This window comes from Burkholderia sp. Tr-20355, from assembly GCF_017104685.1.
Taxonomy (GTDB): Bacteria; Pseudomonadota; Gammaproteobacteria; order Burkholderiales; family Burkholderiaceae; genus Burkholderia; species Burkholderia seminalis.
Genome location: NZ_JAAGPK010000122.1, coordinates 1 through 24,684, shown reverse-complemented (window position 1 = coordinate 24,684; position 24,684 = coordinate 1). Strand labels below are relative to the sequence as shown.

The window sequence follows — 24,684 nt, the reverse complement described above, 5'->3', positions numbered from 1 at the left end:
TGCCGTGACCGGCTACCGCCGCTTCCAGCTCGGCGAATTCGAATTCCAGCGCGACGAATACTTCGTGAAGATCAGCTGGCCCGCGAAAGGCCAGACGCGCACGCATGCGATGCCGTGCACGGCCGCGCGCATGATGCGCGGCGCATCCGCTCGAGGTGGCCGGCCGGACGTGACGGGGACGCCGCGCGGACGATTGGGGTCAGCATCGAAGAACATTCCGTGAAGCGTTGCGCGCCCCGCCTCCCCGCAGGCCGCGCGTCATGAAACCCGTGCGGGCTTCCCGTCTCGGCCGGTATCCGGGCTGGCGGCGGTCCGGCTCGCCTTCCCGCGCGTTTCACGCGCAGTGGCCCGCGCCCGCGTGCGACACCTGCACGCAAAACGCGCCCGAGCCGGCCTGCGTCGACGGACGCGGCCGCTTACCGTTGCGGGGGCAGCGCAGGTTGGCACGCTCCCGGAGCGCACGCCCTGCTTCCCGTTTAACCGCGCGTGCCACGCGCGAGCACCGAGGCGGCGCCAGTTTAGGAGCCGGTCGCGCGAGCGTCAAGGAAGCATCCGGACACGCACGGGAAGCACCGATTCGCGGCAAGAAGCCGGGGTGTTACGACTGGAAACGTTACAGATGTCGGATTGCGCGTTATTCCGCGCTAAAATGCTGGGTCTTTAGAGGACGCAGCAAATGCTCAACGAACTCGAAACCTTATCTCAAAATATTGGCCGTCTGATTTCGCTGAACAAGCGCTATCACGCGGAACGGCTCGCGCTCGAGGAGCAGGTCGCGCAATTGCGCGCGGAAGCGGACACGGTCCGCGCGGAACTCGCGGCACTGCGCGACGAACGCAATGCGCTCGCGGCCGAGCGCGACACGCTGTCGGCAAAGATCGACGACGCCCAGGTGAAACTGAACGCGATTCTCGAAAAGCTGCCGCGCTCGAAAAGCGCGGAGCAAGCCGACAACCAGCTCGACCTGCTGGATGCGCAGGCACGCCCGGATGGCGATGACGCGGCCAGCCACGGAGAACATGCATGAGCACCAAGCAGATCGAAGTCTCGATTCTCGGTCAGGCCTATCGGCTCGCCTGTTCGGCCGAGACCGAAGCGGCACTGCTCGAGGCCGTCGCGCGCGTCGACGCCGAAATGTCGAAAATCCGCTCGAACAGTTCGGTACGCGGCACCGATCGCATTGCGGTGATGGCGGCGCTGTCGCTCGCATCGGAATTGCTGCGGCTGCAAACGAGCGTGCGGCACGGTGAAGCATTTCCGGCGGAGGAAATCCGTCGTACAATGCACCAGATGAACGAACAGCTCGGCGCGGTGCTCGCACAGCACGAGACGCAGTAACGTTTCAAACGATGCGTCGATTCCCCTTGATCTCGGCGGTCAACGGTGGTCAAATTGGCGCATCGAATCACAGTTCAGTCAGCTTCCCTGCCTGGTTCGCCAAGGTCATATATTCCTTGAACCAATGCCATGTGCACGGTTGCGGAAATTTGTAGCACGGGCGCGCGCGTCACTCTGTCTGATGTACCCGAAGTGCTGCTAACTGCGACCAATTCTGAACCCCAGGTTCAGGATGCCGGCCTAGCGGCCAAGGCGGGGGCCTATCCAACGGCATCGGGCGAGTCCCGGTGCCGTTTTCTTTTGTAGCAGCCCTTTCTGCGTCGATCACGATCCATGCAATACTGGCTGATGAAGTCCGAACCGGACGAAGCAAGCATCGACGATCTCGCCAACGCTCCGCAGCGCTCGCTGCCGTGGACCGGCGTGCGCAATTATCAGGCGCGCAATTTCATGCGCGACACGATGAAGATCGGCGACGGCGTGCTGTTCTATCACTCGAGCTGCCCCGAGCCGGGCATCGCGGGCCTCGCCGAAGTGTCGTCGACACCCTACCCCGATCCCACGCAGTTCGATCCGAAAAGCCCCTACTACGACCCGAAATCGACGCAGGAAGCGCCGCGCTGGCTGCTCGTCGACGTGCGCTACGTGAAGAAGTCGCCGCTCGTGCCGCTTGCCGCACTGCGCGAACACGACGAACTCGCCGACATGCGCGTGCTGGCCCGCGGCAACCGGTTGTCGATCACACCCGTGACGCGCGCCGAATGGCGCTTCATCACCGAAAAGCTGATGAAGTAGGCGCGCGCCAAAGGTCAAATCTGGTCAGCACGCGCGGCCGGCACGGAACTCGCGGCACTTTTGCGCAGCCTAAGCAACCGCTGTCGGCCGATCGGGCCGGCCGTCGTTTATTTCGTCGCGCGGTACGCCCGCGTCGTGCACGCGTGATCCGCGTGCGCGCCCTCGCACAAGGAGTCCAACAATGACCAAGAAATCCGCTCTCGCGCTGTCGCTCGCCCTCGCCGCCGCCGTTCCCGTCGCGCTGACGCTCGCGTCGCCGGCCGCGCACGCGCAAACCGCCAACCCGCATTTCCCCGAGCCGGCAGGCGTGCTGTCGCTGTCGTCGCAAGCCAGCGCCGACGTGCCGCAGGACATCATCCACATCACGCTGTTCTACGAGCAGCAGGCCAAGGATCCGGGCAGCCTGACGGCGCAGCTGAACCAGCGCGCCGACGCGGCGCTGTCGCAGGCAAAGGGCGTGTCGGGCGTCACCGCACACACGGGTGCATTCTCCGTGTATCCGAGCACCGATCGCGACGGCAAGATTTCCGCGTGGCGCGGCCGTACCGAGGTGGCGCTCGAATCGCGCGATTTCGCCGCGGCGTCGAAGCTCGCGGGCCAGTTGTCGAACCTGATGCAGGTCGCGAACGTCGAGTTCTCGCTGTCGCCTGAAGCGCAGCGCACGGCCGAGCAGAAGCTCACGACCGAGGCGATCAAGTCGTTCCGCGCACGCGCGGACGAAGCCGCGAAGGCATTCGGCTACAGCAGCTACACGATTCGCGACGTGAACGTCGGCAGCGGCCGCAACGTGCAGCCGTACCCGCGCATGATGGCGATGGCCGCGGCGCCGATGGACAGCGCGAAGATGAGCGCGCCGATCGCGGTCGAAGGCGGCAAGGCGACCGTGTCGGTTACCGTCAACGGCTCGGTGCAGATGAAGTAACGCGCCACGCGTTGTCGGAAACGAAAAACGCCGGCCCGAGGGCCGGCGTTTTTTATGCGCCTGCAGATTGCCGATGCGCGCGACGGTTGCGCGCGCATCGATTTCACATTACGCGGCGGCGTTCGCCGCACGGCGGCGATACGCCCAGGCCATCAGCGCGACGCCCGCGAGGATCATCGGCAGCGACAGCCACTGCCCCATCGACAGGCCCAGTGCAAGCAGGCCGAGGAAGTCGTCGGGCTCGCGCGCGAACTCGACCGTGAAACGGGCGAGGCCGTAGCCGATCAGGAACAGCGCGGACACGGCGCCCATCGGCCGCGGCTTGCGCGCGAAGAAGAACAACGCGAAGAACAGCGCGATGCCTTCGAGCGCGATTTCATAGAGCTGCGAAGGATGGCGCGGCAGCATCTGGTATTGCATGAACACGTCGGCGAGATGCCACTGCTCGACGAGCGCCGGATGCTTCGGCAGCCAGGCCGCGTCGTCGCGCATCGCGCCCGGGAACAGCATCGCCCACGGTGCGGCGGGGTCGGTCACGCGGCCCCACAGCTCGCCGTTGATGAAGTTGCCGAGGCGCCCGGCCGCGAGCCCCGTCGGCACCATCGGCGCGACGAAGTCGGTGACCTGCAGCCACGGGCGCTTGCGCTGCCACGCGAACAGCATCATCGCGAGCGTGACGCCGAGGAAGCCGCCGTGAAACGACATGCCGCCCTCCCACACCTTGAACACGTCGAGCGGATGCGAGAAATAGAAATCGGCCTTGTAGAACAGCACGTAACCGAGCCGGCCGCCGAGCACGGTGCCGAGCACGCCGTAGAACATCATGTCGTCGATGTCCTTCGCGGTCCAGCCCTGCGCGGCGACATGCGGCAGCTTCAGGCGGATCCGGCCGACGACGATCGCCGCGATGAAGCCGACGAGATACATGAGGCCATACCAGCGCACGGCCAGCGGCCCGAGATGGATCGCAACGGGGTCGAAATTCGGGTGAATGATCATGGGTTAGCGAAGAAGTTTTCGAATGCGGTACGGCAGTCGCGCTGCGCAGCACTACGCGGCACCGCGCATTGGACGGCACCGGCGCGCCATCGTTCACGTCACGCGGCGGGGCCGTGCGCGCGCACGACGTCGATGAAGCCGGCCAGCACGGGACTCACGTCGCCCGTGCGCCACACGAGGCCGGTCTCGACGACCGGCGCGTGCCCGGCAAGCGGCCGGTAGACCACACCGGTGCGCCGCAGGTTACGCAGCGATTGCGGCACCAGTGCGACGCCCATGCCGGCCGACACGAGGCTGACGATCGTCTGCATCTGGATCGCCTCCTGGCCGATGCGCGGGGTTTCCCCCGCCGCGCCGTAGCAGCCCGTAATGATGTCATAAAAGCCGGGCGCCAAACGGCGCGGAAAGATCACGAGCGGCAGCGCGGCCACTTCGGCGAGGTGCACGGGCACGTCTTCGGCCGCATCGGATGCCGCGGCGGGCATCGCGACCACCAGCGGCTCGCGCACCACGGGCAGGTACGACAGGCCGGCTGCGTGGCGCGGCGGCACCGGTGGAATGACGAGCCCCGCGTCGATGCGCCCGGCGACGAGTTCATCGATCTGCACGTCGCTCGTCGCCTCCGCGAGCTGCAGACGCACCTGCCGATAGCGTGCGCCGAACGCGCGCAGCAGCGACGGCAGCAGCCCGTAATCCGCGGTCGACACGAACGCGAGCGACAGCGAGCCGGCCTCGCCGCGCGCGAGCCGCCGCGCGAGCGGCGGCAGCGCATCGGCCGATGCCAACAGCCGGCGCACGTCGGGCAACAGCGCCGCGCCGACCGCCGTCAGCGCCACCGAACGCTTGGTGCGCACGAACAACGCGACGCCCAGCGCGTCCTCGAGCGCGCGGATCGCCTGCGACAGCGGCGGCTGCGTCATCGACAGGCGCTCGGCCGCGCGGCCGAAATGGCGTTCGTCGGCCACGGTCGCGAAATAACGCCACTGGCGCAAGTCGGGTGTCGGATCGGCCATGCTTGACTCATTCGAAAAAAGACTTAATAGGCGATAAATAATATATTGGACATCACAATCCGGAAACTCCATTCTTGATTGACCCAAACCGGCGCGCCCTCACGAGCGACGCCCACACAACGATGGAGCCCCCCATGTCGTACAACCGTCGCTCGAAGCACATCACGCAAGGCGTGGCCCGTTCGCCGAACCGCTCGATGTATTACGCCCTCGGCTACCAGAAGGACGATTTCGACAAGCCGATGATCGGCATCGCGAACGGCCATTCGACGATCACGCCATGCAATTCCGGCCTGCAGCGCCTGTCGGACGCGGCCGTCGAGGCCGTGAAGGCGTCCGGCGCGAATCCGCAGATCTTCGGCACGCCGACGATTTCGGACGGCATGTCGATGGGCACCGAGGGGATGAAGTACTCGCTCGTGTCGCGCGAGGTGATCGCCGACTGCATCGAGACCTGCGTGCAGGGCCAATGGATGGACGGCGTGGTGGTGGTCGGCGGCTGCGACAAGAACATGCCGGGCGGCATGATCGCGCTCGCGCGCCTGAACGTGCCGGGCATCTACGTGTACGGCGGCACGATCCGCCCGGGCAACTGGAAGGGCCGCGACCTGACGATCGTGTCGTCGTTCGAGGCCGTCGGCGAATTCACCGCGGGCCGGATGTCGCAGGAGGACTTCGAAGGGGTCGAGAAGAACGCGTGCCCGACGTCGGGCTCGTGCGGCGGCATGTACACCGCGAACACGATGAGTTCGTCGTTCGAGGCGCTCGGCATGTCGTTGCTGTATTCGTCGACGATGGCGAACCCCGACCAGGAGAAGGTCGATTCGGCCGCCGACTCGGCGCGGGTGCTCGTCGAGGCCGTGAAGCGCGACCTGAAGCCGCGCGACATCATCACGAAGGAAGCGATCGAGAACGCCGTGTCGGTGATCATGGCCACGGGCGGCTCGACCAATGCGGTGCTGCACTATCTCGCGATCGCGCACGCGGCCGAGGTCGACTGGACGATCGACGATTTCGAGCGCATCCGCAAGCGCGTGCCCGTGATCTGCGACCTGAAGCCGTCAGGGAAGTATGTGGCGACCGACCTGCACCGCGCCGGCGGGATTCCGCAGGTGCTGAAGATCCTGCTCGACGCGGGGCTGCTGCACGGCGACTGCATGACGATCACCGGCCGCACGATCGCCGACGAACTGAAGGACGTGCCGAGCGTGCCGCGCGCCGACCAGGACGTGATCTTCCCGATCGACCGCGCGCTGTACCAGGAAGGCCATCTGGCGATCCTGAAGGGCAATCTCGCGGAAGACGGCGCGGTCGCGAAGATCACCGGCCTGAAGAACCCGGTGATCACCGGCCCGGCCCGCGTGTTCGACGACGAACAGAGCGCGATGGATGCGATCCTCGGCGACCGGATCCGCGCGGGCGACATCCTCGTGCTGCGCTATCTCGGCCCGCAAGGCGGCCCCGGCATGCCGGAAATGCTCGCGCCGACCTCCGCGATCATCGGCAAGGGGCTCGGCGAATCGGTCGGCTTCATCACGGACGGCCGCTTCTCGGGCGGCACCTGGGGCATGGTGGTCGGCCACGTCGCGCCGGAGGCGTTCGTCGGCGGCACGATCGCGCTCGTGCAGGAAGGCGACTCGATCACGATCGACGCGCACCGGCTGCTGCTGCAGCTGAATGTGGACGACGCGGAGCTCGCACGCCGCCGCGCCGCATGGCGCCAGCCGGCGCCCCGCTATACGCGCGGCGTGCTCGCGAAATTCGCGGCGCTCGCCCGGCCGGCGAACCAGGGGGCCGTTACGGGGTGACGTGAGCGCGTCGCGGCATGCGGCCCCAACAGGCACGGCCGCCGGGGAACGCGCAAAACGCGCCTTCCCTTTGCTTCTATAATGCGCGGACCATGAAGCCGGCTGTCCCCGCCGGCGGAGAACCGCATGAAACAGACGATATTGCGCGCGCTGCTCGTGACGCTGCTGGCCGGCGGCGCGGCCGCCGCGCGTGCCGACCAGGCCGACGGGCTCGCGCTGGCGCAGCGCAAGAACTGCATGGCCTGCCACGCGGTGAGCAAGCCGCTGATGGGCCCGTCGTTCCACGATATCGCCGGCAAGTACGCGGCACGCGGCGACGCCGTCGACTACCTGGCCCAATCGATCGTGAAAGGCAGCGTCGGCGTATGGGGCAGCGTGCCGATGCCCGCCAATACGCAACTGACGAATACCGAAGCCCATACGCTCGCGCAATGGGTGCTGTCGGTGCGCTGATCCGGATGCCCCGGACACCGGTCGCCGTTGTGCCGCGCGTTGCCGTCAGGCGGCCCTGCACCGGCCGGCCGGTGCCTTGACGGCCACCTTACCGGCACTTGCCGGGACCGCGCCCTCTTTCCCGCCGCGGAGCGACCGCGCGTTCAGCCGGAATGGCCGGCGCGGCGGCGTGCGATCTCTTCATCGACCGCGTCGCGGACCCAGTCCATGACCTCGGTCTCCAGCGCGAGCGCCACCTCGCGCGTGACCTGCCCGACGAGCCAGGCCGAATGCTCATGCAGCGCGTCGCGACAGCGTTCCTCGATCGCGTCGCGGCCCGCTCCGGTCAGATAGTTCGTCAGCCGATTGCGCAGGCGCTCGGCGATGTGCTGCGCATCCTCCGGCGTCAGCCCTGCTGCCGCGGCGGCATCCGGCATCGCCGTTTCAGGCGCCGGCCCGGCCGCTTCATGCGCCATCGCGGCGAGCGCGTGCCGCGGCACGGTGTCGTCGGCCAGCGACGACCGCAGCGGTGCATTCATCGCCGCCGTGTCTTCGGCGACCACATGCTCCGTGGCGCCGGTTTCGGCCGGCGCATCGGTTTCGCCCATCGCGGCCGCCTCGGCCGTTGCCACGTCGCCCGGCAACGCGATCGCCGGCACGTGCGGCGTCGGCACCGGCTCGACCACGACGGCTTCGGGGTCGGCCCCGGTTTTCATGGCATCGCCCGGTGCGATCACGTCGGTGAGCACCGGAATCGCCGTGCGCTCGTGCGGCTGCGGCGCGCCGGGCGCGGACGCGCGCGCCGGCACCGGCTTGCCCGGCACCAGCACGTCGGTCAGCGTCGGGATCGAGGTTGAATCGGCTTGTGTCACGGCAACACTCCGTCGACGGTTTCGGCTAGCTGCCCTGCTTGTAGTTGTTCAGCGCGTATCCGCGGTCGCGGTAGAACCGGTAGCGGTCGCGGCCCGCGGCCAGCTCGTCCGGCGCATTGCCGACCACTTCGAGCAGACGCTCGAAGCGGGCGAACTGCGCGGGCACGGCCGCGCCGAGGTTCAGCAGCACGTGGTGATGCGGCGCGCGGTCGAGATCGGCCGCCAGCACGATCGGCGTGCCGGCTGCGTGCTCGCTGTCGACGCCGCAATGCGGGATGAAATCGAGCGGCGAGAACGTCCAGAGCCGCTCGTCGAGCGCGCGCAGGCGCGCGGGCTCGGCGAGCACGACGACCGGCTGCCCGGCCTGGTAGGCCTTGCGCAGCAGCCGGCACGCGTACGCGAGCGAATCGCCGACGTTCGAGTGGAAATCGATCCGCGTCATTGCCCGCGTACCCGCATCGTCGTCTGCACCGCCATCACTGGCCGGCGCGGTCGATCAGGAACTGCGCGAGCAACGGCACCGGACGGCCCGTCGCCCCCTTCGCCGCGCCGCCCTTCCACGCGGTGCCCGCGATGTCGAGGTGGGCCCACGGGTAGCTGTCGGTGAAGCGCGACAGGAAACACGCGGCCGTCACCGCGCCGGCCGGACGCCCGCCGATGTTCGCGAGATCCGCGAAGTTCGACTTCAGCTGGTCCTGGTACTCGTCGTCGAGCGGCATGCGCCACGCCGGATCGTTCGCCTCGCGCGACGCGTCGAGCAGTTCGCCCGCGAGCGCGTCGTCGGTCGAGAACAGGCCGCTGTTGTGGCCGCCCAGCGCGATCACGCACGCGCCCGTCAGCGTCGCGACGTCGATCACCGCCGCCGGCTTGAAGCGCTCGGCATACGTGAGCGCATCGCACAGGATCAGGCGGCCTTCGGCGTCGGTGTTCAGCACTTCGATCGTCAGGCCCTTCATGCTGGTGACGATGTCGCCCGGCTTCGTCGCGTTGCCGCCCGGCATGTTCTCGCAGGTCGGCACGATCGCGACGACGTTGATCTTCAGCCCCATCTCGGCGACCGCGCGCATCGTGCCGAGCACGGAGCCGGCGCCGCACATGTCGTACTTCATCTCGTCCATGCCCTCGCCCGGCTTCAGCGAGATGCCACCCGTGTCGAACGTGATGCCCTTGCCGACCAGCACGACCGGCGCGGCCTTCGCGGCGGCGCCCTGGTAGTGCAGCACGATGAACTGGGGCGGCTCGACCGACGCACGCGCGACCGACAGGAACGAGCCCATCTTCAGCGCCTGGATCTGCTTGAGCCCGAGGACTTCGGCCTTCAGGCCCCAATCCTTCGCGATCTTCTTCGCGGTGTTGCCGAGGTAGGTCGGCGTGCAGACGTTGCCGGGCAGGTTGCCGAGGTCGCGGGTCAGATCCATCCCGTTCGCGAGCGCGACGGCCTGCTTGACCGCGACCTTCGCGGCCTTCTCGTCGGCCGGGTCGACGCTGAACACGACGCGCTTGAGCGTGTGCGACGCCGGTTCCGGCTTGCTCTTCATCTGCGTGAAGCGGTAGGTCTCGTTGCGCAGCGCGAGAATCGCCGCACGCACGCCCCAGTCGGAGCTGCGCTCGTCGACCGGCAGTTGCGCGAGCGAGAACGTGACCTGGACGACCTTGGTCGCCAGCAGCGCGCGCCACGCGGCCGTCACCGCGTCGTTATAGGCTTTCTGATTGAAAGCATCCTGTTTGCCGAGGCCGACGAGCAGCACGCGCGACGCGCCGATGCCCGACACTTCGTGCAGGAACAGCGTCTTGCCGCGCTTGCCGTCCATGTCGCCGGCCTTCACCATGCGCGAAATCAGCCCCTTGGTGGCCGTGTCGATGTCGAGCGCCGCGCCCGAAAGCGTCTGCGCCTCGAAGATGCCGAGCACGATGCAGTCGGACTTCCCGGTCAGGAACCCCTTGGCCTCGCCTTTGCTCCAATCACAGCCTTTTATGCTAAAGTCCATCGCGCTTGTCCTCGGATAAAATCTGGGCTAAGGATGAAAGCCGCAATTATCCGCTATTTTTCCCGTGGCGGCGCGAGCGCTCCACCACGCGTGCGCCGCCTCCCGCCCTCTTCTCATCAAGAATGATCTTCGAACGCTCCCTCCAGCGCGAGCTTGCGTATACGGCTGGCGCCGTGTTCATGGTGCTGCTCACGATCATGCTCACGACGATGATGATCCGCATCGTCGGCTACGCCGCGTCCGGTGAAATCGATCCGCGGGACGTGCTCGTGCTGATCGGCCTGACCGTGATCGGCTATCTCGCCGTGATGCTCGTCGTCACGCTGTTCGTGTCGATCCTGTTCGTGCTGACCCGGTGGTACCGGGACTCCGAAATGGTGGTGTGGCTCGCGTCGGGCGTGAGCCTCACGCGCCTCATCAAGCCGATCGGCGTGTTCGCCACGCCGATCGTCCTGCTGATCGCCTTCTTCGCGTTCGTCGGCTGGCCGTGGTCGAACCAGCAGAGCAAGATGATCAAGGCACGCTTCCAGCAGCGCGACGAGATCTCGCTGCTCGCGCCGGGCCAGTTCCGCGAGTCGGCCGCGAACCACCGCGTGTTCTTCATCGAGAAGATGACGCCCGACCAGAGCAAGGTGCAGAACGTGTTCGTCACGTCGACCGAGAACGGCAAGGTCAACGTGGTCGTGTCGCAGACGGGTCATACGGAGACGCGCGACGGCAGCCGTTTCGTCGTCCTGGAAGACGGCCGCCGCTACGACGGCACGCCCGGCCAGCCGAACTTCAAGATCATGGAGTTCGAGCGCTACGGCGTGAAGATCACCAGCACCCCGGTCACCAACGTGCCGACCACCAACAGCACGCCGACGCCCGACCTGCTGCGCAACCCGACGCGCGACAACCTCGCGGAATTCGCGTGGCGCGCGGGGCTGCCGCTGATCGCGATCAACCTGATGGTGCTCGGCATTCCGCTGTCGTACCAGAACCCGCGACGCAGCCGCACGATCAACCTCGTGATGGCCGTGCTGATCTACCTTACTTACTCGAACCTGCTGAACGTCGTGCAGGCGCAGATCGAGCAGGGCAAGATGTCGTTCGGCGTGGGCCTCGTCGGCCTGCACCTGGTCGTCGCGGCGATCGTCGCGTTCATCTTCTGGTTGCGCGTGCGCAATCGTCCGTTATTGACACGCGCGCTGTTCGGCCGCTCGGGAGCATGATCGATGCGGCTCTATGAAAAGTACTTCGCGCGACAGATCTACGTCACGTTCATCTTCATCCTGTTCGCGTTCTCGGGCCTGTTCTTCTTCTTCGACCTGATCAGCGAACTGAACTCGGTCGGGCACGGGAACTACAAGTTCGGCTACGCGGTGCTGCGCGTCGCGCTGCAGACGCCGTCGCGCTTCTACGAGATCATCCCGGTCGCCGCGCTGATCAGCGCGATCTACGTGTTCGCGCAGATGGCCGCGAACTCGGAATTCACGATCTTCCGCGTGTCGGGCCTCGCGACCAACCAGGCGCTGCGCTCGCTGCTGAAGATCGGCGTGCCGCTCGTGATCGTCACCTACCTGATCGGCGAATTCGTCGGCCCGTACGCCGACCAGCTGTCCGAACGCGTGCGGCTGCAGGCGCTCGGCGCATCGGTGTCGTCGAACTTCCAGTCGGGCGTGTGGGTGAAGGACACGCTCGCGGCCCGCGAAAACGGCGAGCAGGTCACGCGCTTCGTCAACGTCGGCAGCCTGTCGCCCGACTCGACGATCAGCAACGTGCGCATCTACGAATTCGACTCGAAGTTTCAGCTGCAGAACGTCCGGATCGCGCAGACGGGCCGCTACGAACCGCCTGGCCACTGGCTGCTGAAGGGCGTCACCGAGACGGAGCTCACGCCGATCAAGCCGGTCAGCGGCCAGCCGGCCGACGCGCTGAACCCCGTGTACCGGTCGCAGCAGGTGTCGCTGCCCGAATACCGGCTGCGCTCGGACCTGACGCCGCAGATCCTGTCGGTGCTGCTCGTGTCGCCGGAGCGCATGTCGCTCATCAACCTGTTCCGCTACATCCAGCACTTGCGCGAGAATCAGCAGGACACCCAGCGCTACGACATCGCGCTGTGGCGCAAGCTGCTGTATCCGTTCGCGGTGTTCGTGATGCTCGTGCTGTCGCTGCCGTTCGCGTACCTGCACACGCGCGCGGGCGTGGTCGGCGTGAAGGTGTTCGGCGGCATCATGCTCGGCATGAGCTTCCAGCTGCTCAACACGCTGTTCTCGCACATCGGCACGCTGAACACGTGGCCCGCGCCGCTCACCGCGGCGACCCCGGGCCTGATCTATCTCGCGCTCGGCCTGTTCGCGCTCAAGTGGGTCGACCGGCACTGAGTGCCGCATGACGACGGAGGCATCGACATGAGTTCGCACGGCATCGTCCTGTTCGGCCACGGCGCCCGCGATCCGCGCTGGGCCGAGCCGTTCGAGCGGCTCGCCGCGCGGCTGCGCGGCGCAGGCTCCGCTGCCCCGCGCGTGTCGCTCGCGTTCCTCGAGCTGATGACGCCGTCGCTCGCCGTCGCCGTTGCCGCGCAAGTCGCCGCCGGCTGCACGCGCATCACCGTGGTGCCCGTGTTCTTCGGCCAGGGCGGCCATGTCCGCCGCGACCTGCCGCAGCTCGTCGATGCCTGCCGCACCGCGCATCCGGCGGTCGAGATCCGCTGCGCGACGGCCGTCGGCGAAGACGACGGCGTGCTCGACGCGATCGCACGCTACTGTCTCGGCCAGCTCGGCGACGACGCCTGAGCGAATCCGCCGCCCCAAACAAAAAAGCGCCGGCTTCGAAAGCCGGCGCTTTTTTTACGCCCGCGAACCGGCGGCAATCCGGCAGCAATCGCTACCTCGCTTGGCCGCGCCGCGCGCGCGACTCAAGCGGCACTGCGCAACGCGTCGCTGTCTTTTGCGAGCCGCACGCGCTCGGCGAATGCATCGCCGATCATCAGCAGGCTCGGTTCGGCGGGATCGAGCCACGCCTGCGCGTCGCCCGCCGCCATCTGCGCGAGCGTCAGCGTCAGCGAGCGCTCGCGCACGGTGCTGCATGCCTCGACGATCGCGACGGGTGTCGCCGGCGCCCGGCCGGCGTCGATCAGCTCCTGCGCGATGCCGGGCGCGCTGTCGCGGCCCATGTAGTAGACGATCGAATCGGCGCGCGCGGCTTCGCGAATCTCGTCGCTGCCCGGCGCGCGACTGTGCGTCGCGAACGCGACGCTGCGCGACACACCGCGCAACGTCAGCGATCGCTTCAGCGTCGCGGCGCCGGCCAGCGCCGCGGTGATGCCCGGCACGACCTCGTAGTCGATGCCGGCCGCCTCGAGCGCACGCATTTCCTCTTCGGCGCGGCCGAACAGCATCGGATCGCCGCCCTTCAGCCGCACGACGCACGCGTGTTCGCGCGCCGCATCGACGATCTGCTTGTTGATGAAATGCTGCGCGGTCGAGCGCTGCCCGCAGCGCTTGCCGACCGCGATCTTTCGCGCGTTCGGCGCGTAGTCGAGCATCGCCGGCTCGACGAGCGCGTCGTGCAGCACGACGTCGGCTTGCTCGAGCAGCCGCATGCCGCGCACCGTGATGAGGTCGGCCGCGCCCGGCCCTGCTCCGATCAGATACACCTTGCCCATGTTTTGTCGCTTCGCTTCGTCCTTGCGGACGTTTGCGGGCGGCCCGCGCCGCCGTGCGGCGGCGCGGTTCGCCGCGCAGATTGACGATTACGCCGAGAACGCCCGGATCATGCCGGCGGCGACCGTGTGGTGCGTCGCCTCGTCGATCAGCACGAACGCGCCGGTGCCCGGGTGCGCATCGTACGTGTCGCAGACGATCGGCTTCTGCAGCGTCAGCGCGACGCGGCCGATGTCGTTCATCTTCAGGTCCTGACGGTCGGTCGCGTGCGACAGCGTATGCACGTCGAGCACCTGCTTGACCGCGCCGATCTTCGCGAACACCGTGCTCGTGGTCTGCTTCAGCAGGTACTTGCGCTGCGGCGACAGCGGCGCTTCGTCGAACCAGCACAGGTCGGCCTCGAGCTTCTTCGCCGGCTCGACCGGCTCGGCGGTCGTGACGAACATGTCGCCGCGCGACACGTCGACATCTTCCTCGAGGCGGATCGTCACCGTCTGGCCCGCGAACGCGTGCGCGACCGACGCGGTGCCGCCCGGCACCGGCGCGACGATCTCGGCGATCGTTGCCGTGCGGTTCGACGGCAGCACGACGATCTCGTCGCCTACCTTCACTTCGCCCGACTCGATCCGGCCCATGTAGCCGCGGAAGTCGTCGGCCGAGCTGCCGTCCTGGCGCGCGACCCACTGCACCGGGAAGCGCAGCGCGTCATGCGCCTGCGTCTCGACCGGCAGCGACTCGAGCACGTCGAGGAGCGGCTCGCCCGCGTACCACGGCATGCGCTCGCTCGCGCCGACGATGTTGTCGCCCTTCAGCGCCGACACCGGCACGAAGCGCACGTCGGTCAGGCCGAGCTGCTTCGCGAGCGCGACGTACGCATCGCGGATCTCGTTGAAGCGCGCCTCGCTGTGGTCGACGAGGTCCATCTTGTTGATCGCGACGATCACGTGCTGCAGCCCCAGCAGCTTGACGATCGCGCTGTGGCGCTTGGTCTGCGGCAACAGTTCCGCGACGCCGTTCTCGATCGTCACGCGCGTCGCGTCGATCAGGATGATCGCCGCGTGCGCGGTCGACGCGCCGGTCACCATGTTGCGCGTGTACTGCTCGTGGCCCGGCGTGTCGGCGATGATGAACTTGCGCTTCGCGGTCGCGAAATAGCGGTACGCGACGTCGATCGTGATGCCCTGCTCGCGCTCGGCTTCCAGCCCGTCGGTCAGCAGCGCGAGGTCGAGCTCGTCGCCGACGGTGCGCTTGTTCTTCGCACGCGACAGCGCGGACAGCTGGTCGGACAGCACGGCCTTGCTGTCGTACAGCAGGCGGCCGATCAGCGTGCTCTTGCCGTCGTCGACGCTGCCTGCGGTGATGAAGCGCAGCACGCCGAGGTCTTCGGTGTTCTCGATGATGCTCATGATGTGAATGTCCTCGTGTGCTTCAGAAATAACCTTGCTTCTTGCGCTGTTCCATCGCGGCTTCGGAGGCCTGGTCGTCCATCCGGGTCGCGCCGCGCTCGGTGATCTCGGTCACTGCCGTCTCGGCGATGATCTTCTCGACGTCGTCCGCATCGCTCTCGACCGGGCACGTGCAGCTGATGTCGCCGACCGTGCGGAAGCGCACCTGCGCGAACTCGCTCGACTCGCCTTCACGCATCGGCGTGAGCGGCGTGACGGGCACGAGCAGCCCGTTGCGGCGCACGATCTCGCGCTGATGCGCGTAGTAGATCGACGGCAGTTCGAGGTTCTCGCGCGCGATGTACTGCCACACGTCGAGCTCGGTCCAGTTCGAGATCGGGAACACGCGCAGGTGCTCGCCCTTGTGCAGGCGGGCGTTGTACAGGCTCCACAGTTCCGGGCGCTGCGCCTTCGGATCCCACTGGCCGAATTCGTCGCGGAACGAGAAGATGCGTTCCTTCGCACGCGCCTTCTCTTCGTCGCGGCGCGCGCCGCCGATCAGCGCGGTGTAGCCGTGCGCCTCGATCGTCTCGAGCAGCGTGACGGCCTGCGCGGCGTTGCGCGAATCGGTCTCGCGGCGCAGCACGACCGTACCGCGCTTGATCGAATCCTCGACGTGCCCGACGACCAGCTCGGCGCCCAGTTCCTGCGCGCGGCGGTCGCGGAAGTCGATCACTTCCTCGTAGTTGTGGCCCGTGTCGATGTGCACGAGCGGGAACGGCAGCGTCGTCTTGCGGTTCGCGCCGAGGCCGAACGCTTTCAGGGCCAGATGTAGCACGACGACCGAATCCTTGCCGCCCGAGAACAGCAGCGCCGGCTTGCTGCACTCGGCAACCAGCTCGCGCAGGATGTGGATCGACTCGGCTTCGAGCCAGTCGAGGTGGCCCATGCGGCTGTCCGCGCCGGAGGCCGGGGCAAAGGCGGATTGCTCGAGCGTCGTGCTCATGATTTCAGTCCTTCTCTTCTGGGTTCGTGCCGCCCGCTGTCGCGGGCGGCGCAATAGTCAGTTTCTTGTAGGCGTTCAGTGCGCGGCGCCAGCATCGGCCGCCGCGGGAATCGGCGTGATCGAGATGTGCAGGCCGCATTCCTTCGTATCGCGCGATTCCCACCACCAGCGGCCCGCCCGGCTGTCCTCGCCGGGACGGATCGCCCGCGTGCACGGCTCGCAGCCGATGCTCGGGTAGCCGCGAGCATGCAGCGGGTTGACCGGCACGTCAAACGCGTCGAGGTACGCCCATACGTCGGCTTCCGTCCAGTCGGCCAGCGGGTTGTACTTCGCGATCCCGCGCGCTTCGTCCTGTTCTTCCTCGTGCAGCTCGGCCCGCGTGACCGACTGCTCGCGGCGCTGGCCGGTGACCCACGCGCCGACGTCGGCCAGCGCGCGGTTCAGCGGCTCGACCTTGCGGATGTGGCAGCACGACTTGCGCAGCTCGACGCTCTCGTAGAACGCGTTCAGGCCGTGCTCCGCGACATACTGGTCGACCGCGTCCTGCCGCGGGTGGAACTGCTCGATCTCGTAGCCGTAGCGCTCGCGCACGCGGTCGATCATGCCGAGCGTTTCCGCGTGCAGGCGGCCCGTATTCAGCGAGAAGATGCCGATCGACACGCCCTTCGACAGGATCGCGTGCGTGAGCAGCATGTCTTCCGCCGCAAGGCTGCTCGCGAACTTCACCTTGTCGTGACGGGCGCCGATCCGCGCGAGCAGTGCGTCGAGGCGCTCGACCTTCGCGGCGAGTTCCGGCGTCAGCGCGGTGGCGGTGCTCATGCGCTCACCTTCGCGTCGGGCGTCGCTACGTCGGGCGTGCGGCGGCGGAACAGCGGCGCCGGCTCGTCGAACGCGCCCTGGTAACGCTGCGTGAATTCCGCGAACGCGTTCAGCGCGTCGTGGATGTCCTTGTCGGCGCGCACCGCGAATGCGTCGAAGCCGCAACGCGACAGGTACAGCAGCTGGTCGCGCAGCACGTCGCCAATCGCGCGCAGCTCGCCCGTCCAGCCGTGACGCTCGCGCAACAGGCGCGCGATGCTGTAACCGCGGCCGTCCGCGAAGCGCGGGAAATCGACGGCGATCAGCGAAATCGCGCCGAAATCGGCCGCGAGATCGGCCGGCTCGCTGTCCGGCGCGAGCCACACGCCGAGTTCGTCCTTCGTCTTCGCGGCGACGAGCGCCGCGCGCTCGGCCTGCCAAAACGCGAACGGCACCAGCACCTTGCCGGCCGGCAATGCGTCGACCGCGGGCAGCGCACCGTCTTCCGCCGCGCGCACGACCTGCCATGCGTCGTCGATCACTGCGCGGTTCTTGATAATCGAAGCCATCTGCAAATTCCTTGTAGCCGGTGGGTTACGCGTTCACTGCCTGGCGCGCCGCATACACGCGCTCCTTGAACGGCGCGAGGCCGATGCGGTCGTACGTGTCGACGAAGCGCTCACCGTCGATGCGCGCCTCGACGAACGTGTCGATCAGCTTCGCGATGACGCCCGGCACTTCTTCCGCCGAGAACGACGGCCCGATCACGCGGCCGAGGCGCGCGCCGTTCCGGCCCGTGCCCTGCTCGCCGCCGAGCGACACCTGGTACCACTCGGCGCCGTCCTTGTCGACGCCGAGGATGCCGATGTTGCCGACGTGGTGGTGGCCGCACGAGTTCATGCAACCGGAAATGTTCAGCGACAGGTCGCCGAGGTCGTGCACATAGTCGAGATCGTCGAAACGCTGCTGGATCGCCAGCGCGATCGGGATCGACTTCGCGTTCGCGAGCGAGCAGAAATCGCCACCCGGGCACGCGATGACGTCGGTCAGGAGGCCGATGTTCGGCGTCGCGAAACCGGCCGCCTTCGCCTTTTCCCACAACGCGAACAGGTCGCGCTTCTTCACGTTCGCGAGAATCAGGTTCTGCTCGTGCGACACGCGCAGCTCGCCGAACGAGTAAGCGTCGGCCCAGTCGGCCACCAGTTCCATCTGCGCGTCGGTCGCGTCTCCCGGCGCCACGCGGTGATCCTTCAGCGACAGCGTGACGGCCGCATAACCGGCCACCTTGTGCGGCGCGACGTTACGCTCGACCCAGCGCGCGAACGCCTTGTTCTCGAGCAGGTGCTGCTCGAACGATGCGTCGGTGTCGGCCAGCTTCTCGTAGACGGGCGGCGCGAAATACTGCGACACGCGGTCGAGCTCGGCCTGCGTGAGCGTCGACGGGCCGTCCTTCAGGTGCTGCCACTCTTCCTCGACCTGTTGCGCGAACTTCGCGGGCGACAGCGCCTTCACGAGGATCTTGATGCGCGCCTTGTACAGGTTGTCGCGCCGGCCGTAACGGTTGTATACGCGCAGCACGGCTTCGCAGTAGGTCAGCAGGTGCTGCCACGGCAGGTCTTCCTTGATCACCGCGCCGATGATCGGCGTACGGCCGAGACCGCCGCCCGCGAGGATGCTCGCGACCACCTCGCCCTGCGCGTTCTTCTTCAGGTACACGCCGAGGTCGTGGATCTGCACGGCCGCGCGGTCGTCCTTCGAGCCCGACACCGCGATCTTGAACTTGCGCGGCAGCCATGCGAATTCGGGATGGAACGTCGACCACTGGCGCAGGATCTCGGCCCACGGGCGCGGATCGATCTCCTCGTCCTGCGCGACGCCGGCGAACTGGTCGGCCGTGATGTTGCGGATGCAGTTGCCCGACGTCTGGATGCCGTGCATCTGCACCGACGCGAGCTTTGCGAGGATCTCGGGCGTGTCTTCCAGCTCGATCCAGTTGAACTGGATGTTCGAGCGGGTCGAGAAGTGACCGTAGCCGCGGTCGTGTTCGCGGGCGATGCGCGCCAGCATCCGGAGCTGGTCGCTGCGCAGGTTGCCGTACGGAATCGCGATGCGGTGCATGTACGCGTGACGCTGCATGTACAGGCCGTTCTGCAGGCGCAGCGGACGGAATTCTTCCTCGCTCAACTCGCCCGACAGCCGGCGGCGCACCTGATCGCGGTACTGCGCGACACGCTCGTCGACGATCGTCTGGTCGTATTGGTCGTACTGATACATTCGGGGACCCCAGGGTTTTCGTGGTGACCGCGCGACGTCCTAGCCACGTCGCGCCCGAATCTCCGTTCCGCCGTCATCGCCCCCATCCGCTACCGGCTGGATTGCTAATGACGAAAACAGATATCCATATTTGAAAAACTCGGGTGAATCGTAATAAACTCGCCTTATATTTCAAACGACTAAAAAATTCTGTTGATATGCGGAAGGGTTATAAATGAACCTGCACCAATTTCGCTTCGTGCGCGAGGCCGTCCGGCAGAATTTCAACCTCACCGAGGCCGCGAAGGCGCTCTACACGTCCCAACCGGGGGTATCCAAGGCGATCATCGAGCTCGAGGACGAGCTCGGCGTGGAGATCTTCACGCGGCACGGCAAGCGCGTGCGCTCGCTCACCGAGCCGGGCAGGATCATCCTCGCGTCGGTCGAGCGGATCCTCCAGGAGGTTGAAAGCCTTAAAAGGGTCGGGAAGGATTATGCCGCACAGGACCAGGGCAACCTGACCATCGCCGCGACCCACACGCAGGCCCGCTACTCGCTGCCGGCCGCGATCGCCGAATTCAAGAAACGCTTCCCGAAGGTGCACCTGTCGATCCTGCAAGGCAGCCCGACGCAGGTGGCCGAGATGGTGATCCACGACCAGGCCGATCTCGCGATCGCGACCGAGGCGATCTCCGACTACAAGGAGCTCGTGTCGCTGCCCTGCTTCCAGTGGCACCATGCGGCCGTCGTGCCGGCCGACCATCCGCTGCTCGAACGCAAGCCGCCGACGCTCGACGATCTCGCGCAGTACCCGCTGATCACCTATGACGACGCGTTCGCGGGCCGCAAGAAGATCAACCATGCGTTCGCGCTGCGCGGGCTGTCGCCGGACATCGTGCTGGAGGCGATCGACGCCGACGTGATCAAGACCTACGTCGAACTCGGCCTCGGCGTCGGCATCATGGCCGACATCGCGTTCAACCCGGAGCGCGACCGCAACCTGCGGCTGATTCCGGTTGGCCACCTGTTCGGCAGCAACGTGACGCGTGTCGCGCTCAAGCAGGGCGCCTACCTGCGCAGCTATGTGTATACGCTCGTCGAACTGCTGTCGCCGACCCTGAACCGCAAGCTGATCGAGCAGGCGCTCAAGGGCGAATCCGAATCGTACGAGCTTTGACCGGCGTGTATAAACAGCGGGGCGCATATCGCGCCCCTTTTTGCTGCCCGACGGAGATTCCCGCATGACGCTTCCCGCCCTGTTGCGCCGCGCCGCCGGCGCCGCCCTCATCCTGGCCTGCGCGGCCGCGCATGCCGACCTGAAGGTCGGCGTCGACCTGTCGTCGACCGGCCCGGCCGCCGCGATCGGCATCACCAGCAAGAACGCGATCCTGATGTGGCCGAAGACGATCGCCGGCCAGCCGGTGCAGGTGACGGTGCTCGACGACGCATCCGATCCGGGCGCCGCGGTGCGCAACATCCGCAAGCTGGTCGACGAGGATCACGTCGACGTCGTGGTCGGGCCGAACATCACGCCGGCCGCGCTCGCGGCGCTCGACGCGGTCGCGGCCGCGCAGACGCCGATGATCACGCTGGTCGGCTCCGGCGCGATCGTCGAGCCGCAGGAAGGCGCGCGCACTTGGGCGTTCAAGATGGCCCAAGGCGACCGGGCGATGGCCGACGTGATGACGCGCTACATGGCGAACCACGGCGTGAAGACGGTCGGCTTCATCGGCTTCGCGGACAGCTATGGCGACAGCTGGCTGAACGAGTTCACGCGCTTCGCCGATCTCCGCAAGATCCGCGTCGTCGCGACCGAGCGCTTCAACCGCACCGACGCGAGCGTCACCGGCCAGGCGCTGAAGCTGATCGCGGCGAAACCCGACGCGATCCTGATCGCGGGCTCGGGCACGCCGGCCGTGCTGCCGCAGCGCACGCTGATCGAGCGCGGCTACAAGGGCCCGATTTACCAGACGCACGGGATCGCGACGCCGGAATTCATCAAGCTCGGTGGCAAGGACGTCGACGGCACGCTGTTCCCGACCCAGCCGGTGGTCGTCGCGCGCACGCTGCCGGCCGACCATCCGGCCCGCAAGGCCGCGCTCGCGTTCGTCGACGCGTACGAGGCGAAGTACGGCGCCGGCACGGTCACGCAGTTCGCGGGCGACGCGGCGGGCGTCTACCCGCGCCTCGCCGACGCGGTCGGCCGCGCGCTGAAGGCGGCGCAACCCGGCACGCCCGCGTTCCGCGCCGCGCTGCGGCACGAGCTCGAACGCGCGCACGAACTCGTCGTGCCGAACGGCGTCGTCAACACGAGCGACAAGGATCACGTGGGGCTCGATCAGCGCGCGAGCGTGATGGGGATCGTGAAGCAAGGCCGGTTCGTCTACCTGAGCCAGTGACTGGCGCCCGGATGCCGGGGTGGCTTGCCCGGCATCCGGATTTCCGCCATAATCCGCGTTTCGCCGCGCACTCGCCTGCGCGGCCACGAACAAGCCCAGGTGGTGAAATTGGTAGACGCAGGGGACTCAAAATCCCCCGCCGCAAGGCGTGCCGGTTCGATTCCGGCCCTGGGCACCAGTCTTTCGCAGCGTCATGCGCTGCGCACTCGAAACCCGCGCAAGCTCGCCGCTTCGCGGGTTTTTTGTTTTTGTCCGCATGCGATGCGCGCCGCAACGCGCCCCCGCCCCCGGCAGTCCAAGCATCAGGGAACGCGGCACGGAGGCAAGCCATGTCCAAGCGTGTGATTTCACGCCCGACCCGCGTCGGCGTGCTCGTCGCCCTGCTGTCGATCATGCTGGGCGGATGCAACCTGCTTCGCGAACCGCCGGTGCCCGACTGGCCGGGGCCGCATGCGCCCTACCCGTTCCCGGACGATATTCCGCATCGCACCGAATGAACCGATGGCGTCCTGCCGCCCGACGTGCTCAGGCCATCAATTCGCGGACGAAATCGAGAAACACCCGCACTTTCGCGGCGACCAGGTTCGACGCATGGTGATACGCATAAAGCGGGAACGTCTCGTCCGCCCATTCCGGCAGCAACTGGACCAATCGCCCTTCGGCAAGGACGTCGCGCGCATAGAGTTCGAGCAACTGCGCGATGCCGACGCCGCCCAGGCACGCGCCGAGCAGCCCGCCGGTATCGTTCACCGTCAGCCGGCCGGCGGCGTCGACCGGCACGACTTCCTTGCCTCGATGAAATTCCCATTCGTACGGTCGCCCCGTCACCGGATCGCGGATCAGCACGCACTGGTGACCGTCCGCGAGATCGCGAGGGTGCCGCGGTTCGCCATGCCGCGCGACGTATGCGGCCGACGCGCAGGTCAACACGCGCGTCTCGAGCAGCAGTCGCGCACGATATGACGACGGCTCCGGGATGCCGAAGCGCACTGCCACATCGAAGCCGTCGGCGACGAGGTCGCCCATTCGGTCCCGCGCGCTGATCTCGACCTCGAGGTCGGGAAAGCGGTCGAGGAATGCCGCCATCCGCGGCGCGAGCACGTAGTGGCCGAACGTGCCGTCCACGTTCACGCGCAGCCGCCCCTTCACGCGCGCCTTCGACTGGCCGGCGTCGAGCGCCGCCTCCTCGATGCCGGCCAGCAGCGGCGCGACCGCCTCGTAAAAGCGTCGCCCTTCGTCAGTCAACGTGATCGCGCGTGCCGTCCGGTTGAAGATCCGGATGCCGACCCGTTCTTCCAGCCGGGCGACCGCACGACTCACCGCCGGTTGCGTCAGCCCCATCGCCTCGCCCGCCCGCGCGAAGGTGCCGGCCTCGATCACCGCGGAGAGCACGCCGATACCGCTGAGCAGCCTGCTGTCGAATCTCATCAGACATACTTTTAGTCATTTATTGACTGATCATTATTCATTATTTTTATTGATCGAGGAAGCCTACAGTCAATCCTGTCGCCGGATCGAACGGCATTCCACCCTCATCAGGAGCAGGACATGAGCACATCGGAACAGGTCGCCCTCGTCACGGGTTCGTCGCGTGGCATCGGTGCTGAAATCGCCCGCGCACTCGCGCGAGACGGCTTCCGGGTCGTCGTCAACTATGCCGGTAGCGCCGGGCCGGCCCGCGAAGTGGTCGACGCGATCGTCGCCGACGGTGGCCAGGCCATCGCGGTGCAGGCGAACGTCGCCGACCCGGCGGCCGTGGCCGCACTGTTCGACGCCGCCCGCGAGGCATTCGGCGGCCTCGACGTGGTGGTCAATTCCGCGGGCGTGATGAAGCTGGCGGCGATCGCCGACTGCGACGACGCGCTCTTCGACGAAACGATGGCCATCAACGTGAAAGGCACGTTCAACGTATGCCGCGAAGCGGCAAGACGCGTGCGCGACGGTGGATCCATCATCAACCTGTCGACCAGCGTGATCGGCATGCGCATGCCGACTTACGGCGTGTACGTCGCCAGCAAGGCGGCGGTCGAAAGCCTCACGCAGGTGCTCGCGCAGGAAATGCGCGGGCGCGGCATCCGTGTGAATGCCGTCGCGCCGGGGCCGGTGGCGACCGAACTGTTCCTGCAGGGCAAGAGCCCCGAACTGGTCGATCGGCTCGCGAAGCTGAACCCGCTCGAGCGGCTCGGCCAGCCTGACGACATCGCGCGCGTCGTCGCGTTCCTCGCCGGCCCGGAGGGCGCGTGGATCAACGGCCAGATCCTGCGCGCCAACGGCGGCATGTGCTGACGAACCGCTCGGAGCCGTCTCATCTTTCCGCCAGGAGATCGACCATGAAGCAAGTTGTCCTCGTCACCGGTGCGTCCAGCGGCTTCGGCCTGCTCAGCGCGTCAATCGCGCTCGCAGAACCGCAGGATCGCGTCCGCGACGGCCGCCGGCGCCTCGCGCTGCGGAAAGTGTCCGACCGAGTCCAGGATCTGCCGCTCGTAGCGGCCGGCGAAGAACCGTTCGCGCCCGGCTGAGCTGTCCGGATGGTTGCAGGTGTCCGCGCCGCCGTGCAACACGAGGGTCGGCAGCGACAGCACGGGCGCCGGGTTCAGCCGCGCATCGTCGTCGGCATAAGCCGGCGTGCCCGGCGCGAAGCCCCAGCGATGCCGGTACGAATGCAGCACGACGTCGATCCAGTCGGGACCGTCGAACGCGGCCGCCGCCGCCTCGAAGTCGCCGTCGCGATACCAGCCGGCCGGCGACCACGTGTCCCACATCAGGCGGGCAAACGCGCGGCGATCGTCGCGCAGCGCCTGCTCGCCGCGCGGCGTCGCCATGAACCAGTGATACCAGTAGTTGCGCGCCTGCTGCAGCGACAGCGGCTGGCGTGGATCGTTCGTGCCGTATCCGACCGACAGCATCACCAGATGCGACGCGGCGCCGTCGCGCAGCCCGCACGCGTTCGCGACCGCGCGCGCCCCCCAGTCGTGCCCGACCAGCACGGGCCGCGCGACGCCGAGCGCATCGACGAATTCGAGCAGGTA

Annotated in this window: 26 protein-coding genes, 1 tRNA gene, 1 other RNA gene, 1 pseudogene and 1 riboswitch; of the genes and pseudogenes, 16 read left to right on the top strand and 13 right to left on the bottom strand. The window is 67.2% G+C overall.

Annotated features, from left to right (window positions below):
* From G3N62_RS24980 to G3N62_RS24955, 6 genes and pseudogenes are all read left to right on the top strand, one after another.
* Positions 1-115: pseudogene (locus G3N62_RS24980) on the top strand (hydroxyquinol 1,2-dioxygenase); the annotation flags it as partial.
* A 154-nt stretch (positions 116-269) separates the two neighbouring features.
* Positions 270-522, bottom strand: a riboswitch (cobalamin riboswitch).
* A 154-nt stretch (positions 523-676) separates the two neighbouring features.
* On the top strand, positions 677-1,027 hold the full coding sequence (locus G3N62_RS24975; protein ID WP_034186271.1) for an ATPase: 351 nt from the start codon (positions 677-679) through the stop codon (positions 1,025-1,027).
* Complete coding sequence (locus tag G3N62_RS24970; RefSeq protein ID WP_011352906.1) at positions 1,024-1,338, top strand: cell division protein ZapA; 315 nt, start codon at positions 1,024-1,026, stop codon at positions 1,336-1,338. Before G3N62_RS24975 ends, G3N62_RS24970 begins: the two co-directional genes overlap by 4 nt.
* A gap of 81 nt (positions 1,339-1,419) precedes the next feature.
* A non-coding RNA gene (ssrS, locus tag G3N62_RS24965) (6S RNA) lies at positions 1,420-1,601 on the top strand.
* Positions 1,602-1,671: 70 nt separating this feature from the next.
* Positions 1,672-2,133 (top strand): EVE domain-containing protein, encoded by a 462-nt coding sequence (locus G3N62_RS24960; protein ID WP_034178770.1) that lies wholly within the window; start codon positions 1,672-1,674, stop codon positions 2,131-2,133.
* A gap of 181 nt (positions 2,134-2,314) precedes the next feature.
* The gene (locus G3N62_RS24955; protein WP_034186272.1) at positions 2,315-3,055 is read left to right on the top strand and encodes an SIMPL domain-containing protein; all 741 of its coding nucleotides are present in this window, start codon (positions 2,315-2,317) and stop codon (positions 3,053-3,055) included.
* A 108-nt stretch (positions 3,056-3,163) separates the two neighbouring features.
* Here the strand turns inward: G3N62_RS24955 and lgt are convergent, their stop codons facing one another.
* Positions 3,164-4,054: a prolipoprotein diacylglyceryl transferase gene (gene lgt / locus G3N62_RS24950; RefSeq protein WP_034186273.1), complete on the bottom strand. Its 891-nt coding sequence runs from the start codon at positions 4,052-4,054 to the stop codon at positions 3,164-3,166.
* 98 nt (positions 4,055-4,152) lie between these two features.
* Positions 4,153-5,067, bottom strand: coding sequence for a LysR family transcriptional regulator (locus G3N62_RS24945; protein WP_124670972.1), 915 nt, complete (start codon positions 5,065-5,067; stop codon positions 4,153-4,155).
* Positions 5,068-5,201: 134 nt separating this feature from the next.
* On the opposite strand from G3N62_RS24945, the gene ilvD reads away from it, so the two are divergent.
* Entirely contained in the window at positions 5,202-6,875 is a 1,674-nt protein-coding gene (gene ilvD, locus G3N62_RS24940) for a dihydroxy-acid dehydratase (RefSeq protein WP_124670973.1), read from the top strand.
* A gap of 126 nt (positions 6,876-7,001) precedes the next feature.
* A complete protein-coding gene (locus G3N62_RS24935) occupies positions 7,002-7,328 on the top strand; it encodes a c-type cytochrome (protein WP_034186276.1) in 327 nt (108 codons plus the stop codon).
* A gap of 143 nt (positions 7,329-7,471) precedes the next feature.
* Here G3N62_RS24935 and G3N62_RS24930 read toward each other — a convergent pair whose 3' ends face one another.
* The 3 genes from G3N62_RS24930 to G3N62_RS24920 are packed head-to-tail and all read right to left on the bottom strand — an operon-like array spanning position 7,472 to position 10,167.
* Positions 7,472-8,179: a DUF2486 family protein gene (locus G3N62_RS24930; protein ID WP_124670974.1), complete on the bottom strand. Its 708-nt coding sequence runs from the start codon at positions 8,177-8,179 to the stop codon at positions 7,472-7,474.
* Positions 8,180-8,204: 25 nt separating this feature from the next.
* Positions 8,205-8,621 carry a DNA polymerase III subunit chi gene (locus G3N62_RS24925; RefSeq protein WP_021160787.1) on the bottom strand — a complete coding sequence of 139 codons (417 nt, stop codon included), beginning with the start codon at positions 8,619-8,621 and terminating at the stop codon, positions 8,205-8,207.
* 34 nt (positions 8,622-8,655) lie between these two features.
* Positions 8,656-10,167 carry a leucyl aminopeptidase gene (locus tag G3N62_RS24920; protein WP_034186278.1) on the bottom strand — a complete coding sequence of 504 codons (1,512 nt, stop codon included), beginning with the start codon at positions 10,165-10,167 and terminating at the stop codon, positions 8,656-8,658.
* A gap of 122 nt (positions 10,168-10,289) precedes the next feature.
* Here G3N62_RS24920 and lptF point away from each other — a divergent pair, with 122 nt between their 5' ends.
* From lptF to G3N62_RS24905, 3 genes are read left to right on the top strand one after another with little or no spacing between them, the layout of a single operon-like run.
* Positions 10,290-11,381 (top strand): LPS export ABC transporter permease LptF, encoded by a 1,092-nt coding sequence (gene lptF, locus G3N62_RS24915; RefSeq protein ID WP_034186279.1) that lies wholly within the window; start codon positions 10,290-10,292, stop codon positions 11,379-11,381.
* 3 nt (positions 11,382-11,384) lie between these two features.
* Positions 11,385-12,533: an LPS export ABC transporter permease LptG gene (gene lptG / locus G3N62_RS24910; RefSeq protein ID WP_034186280.1), complete on the top strand. Its 1,149-nt coding sequence runs from the start codon at positions 11,385-11,387 to the stop codon at positions 12,531-12,533.
* A 27-nt stretch (positions 12,534-12,560) separates the two neighbouring features.
* Positions 12,561-12,944: a CbiX/SirB N-terminal domain-containing protein gene (locus G3N62_RS24905; protein WP_124670975.1), complete on the top strand. Its 384-nt coding sequence runs from the start codon at positions 12,561-12,563 to the stop codon at positions 12,942-12,944.
* Between the two features lie 122 nt (positions 12,945-13,066).
* Here the strand turns inward: G3N62_RS24905 and cobA are convergent, their stop codons facing one another.
* From cobA to G3N62_RS24875, 6 genes are all read right to left on the bottom strand, one after another.
* Positions 13,067-13,816 carry a uroporphyrinogen-III C-methyltransferase gene (cobA, locus tag G3N62_RS24900; RefSeq protein ID WP_124670976.1) on the bottom strand — a complete coding sequence of 250 codons (750 nt, stop codon included), beginning with the start codon at positions 13,814-13,816 and terminating at the stop codon, positions 13,067-13,069.
* A gap of 87 nt (positions 13,817-13,903) precedes the next feature.
* A complete protein-coding gene (locus G3N62_RS24895; RefSeq protein ID WP_034186282.1) occupies positions 13,904-15,220 on the bottom strand; it encodes a sulfate adenylyltransferase subunit 1 in 1,317 nt (438 codons plus the stop codon).
* Positions 15,221-15,242: 22 nt separating this feature from the next.
* Positions 15,243-16,205, bottom strand: a complete 963-nt coding sequence (gene cysD, locus G3N62_RS24890; RefSeq protein ID WP_034186283.1) for a sulfate adenylyltransferase subunit CysD — start codon at positions 16,203-16,205, stop codon at positions 15,243-15,245.
* Positions 16,206-16,280: 75 nt separating this feature from the next.
* Entirely contained in the window at positions 16,281-17,024 is a 744-nt protein-coding gene (locus G3N62_RS24885) for a phosphoadenylyl-sulfate reductase (RefSeq protein WP_034186284.1), read from the bottom strand.
* On the bottom strand, positions 17,021-17,572 hold the full coding sequence (locus G3N62_RS24880) for a DUF934 domain-containing protein (protein WP_124670977.1): 552 nt from the start codon (positions 17,570-17,572) through the stop codon (positions 17,021-17,023). Before G3N62_RS24880 ends, G3N62_RS24885 begins: the two co-directional genes overlap by 4 nt.
* A 25-nt stretch (positions 17,573-17,597) precedes the next feature.
* Positions 17,598-19,277, bottom strand: a complete 1,680-nt coding sequence (locus G3N62_RS24875) for a nitrite/sulfite reductase (protein ID WP_034186286.1) — start codon at positions 19,275-19,277, stop codon at positions 17,598-17,600.
* A 214-nt stretch (positions 19,278-19,491) separates the two neighbouring features.
* Here G3N62_RS24875 and G3N62_RS24870 point away from each other — a divergent pair, with 214 nt between their 5' ends.
* The 4 genes from G3N62_RS24870 (at position 19,492) to G3N62_RS24855 (ending at position 22,152) form a co-directional block, all read left to right on the top strand.
* Entirely contained in the window at positions 19,492-20,433 is a 942-nt protein-coding gene (locus tag G3N62_RS24870) for a CysB family HTH-type transcriptional regulator (protein WP_034186287.1), read from the top strand.
* 64 nt (positions 20,434-20,497) lie between these two features.
* The gene (locus G3N62_RS24865; RefSeq protein WP_124670978.1) at positions 20,498-21,655 is read left to right on the top strand and encodes an ABC transporter substrate-binding protein; all 1,158 of its coding nucleotides are present in this window, start codon (positions 20,498-20,500) and stop codon (positions 21,653-21,655) included.
* Positions 21,656-21,748: 93 nt separating this feature from the next.
* Positions 21,749-21,833, top strand: a tRNA-Leu gene (locus tag G3N62_RS24860).
* A gap of 151 nt (positions 21,834-21,984) precedes the next feature.
* On the top strand, positions 21,985-22,152 hold the full coding sequence (locus tag G3N62_RS24855) for a hypothetical protein (RefSeq protein ID WP_167361874.1): 168 nt from the start codon (positions 21,985-21,987) through the stop codon (positions 22,150-22,152).
* A 28-nt stretch (positions 22,153-22,180) separates the two neighbouring features.
* Here the strand turns inward: G3N62_RS24855 and G3N62_RS24850 are convergent, their stop codons facing one another.
* Positions 22,181-23,083: a LysR family transcriptional regulator gene (locus tag G3N62_RS24850; protein ID WP_049036359.1), complete on the bottom strand. Its 903-nt coding sequence runs from the start codon at positions 23,081-23,083 to the stop codon at positions 22,181-22,183.
* Between the two features lie 120 nt (positions 23,084-23,203).
* Here G3N62_RS24850 and G3N62_RS24845 point away from each other — a divergent pair, with 120 nt between their 5' ends.
* A complete protein-coding gene (locus tag G3N62_RS24845; RefSeq protein WP_124609508.1) occupies positions 23,204-23,941 on the top strand; it encodes an SDR family oxidoreductase in 738 nt (245 codons plus the stop codon).
* A 101-nt stretch (positions 23,942-24,042) separates the two neighbouring features.
* Here the strand turns inward: G3N62_RS24845 and G3N62_RS24840 are convergent.
* The coding region (locus G3N62_RS24840) for an alpha/beta hydrolase (RefSeq protein ID WP_206141328.1) at positions 24,043-24,684 on the bottom strand (642 nt) is incomplete at its 5' end.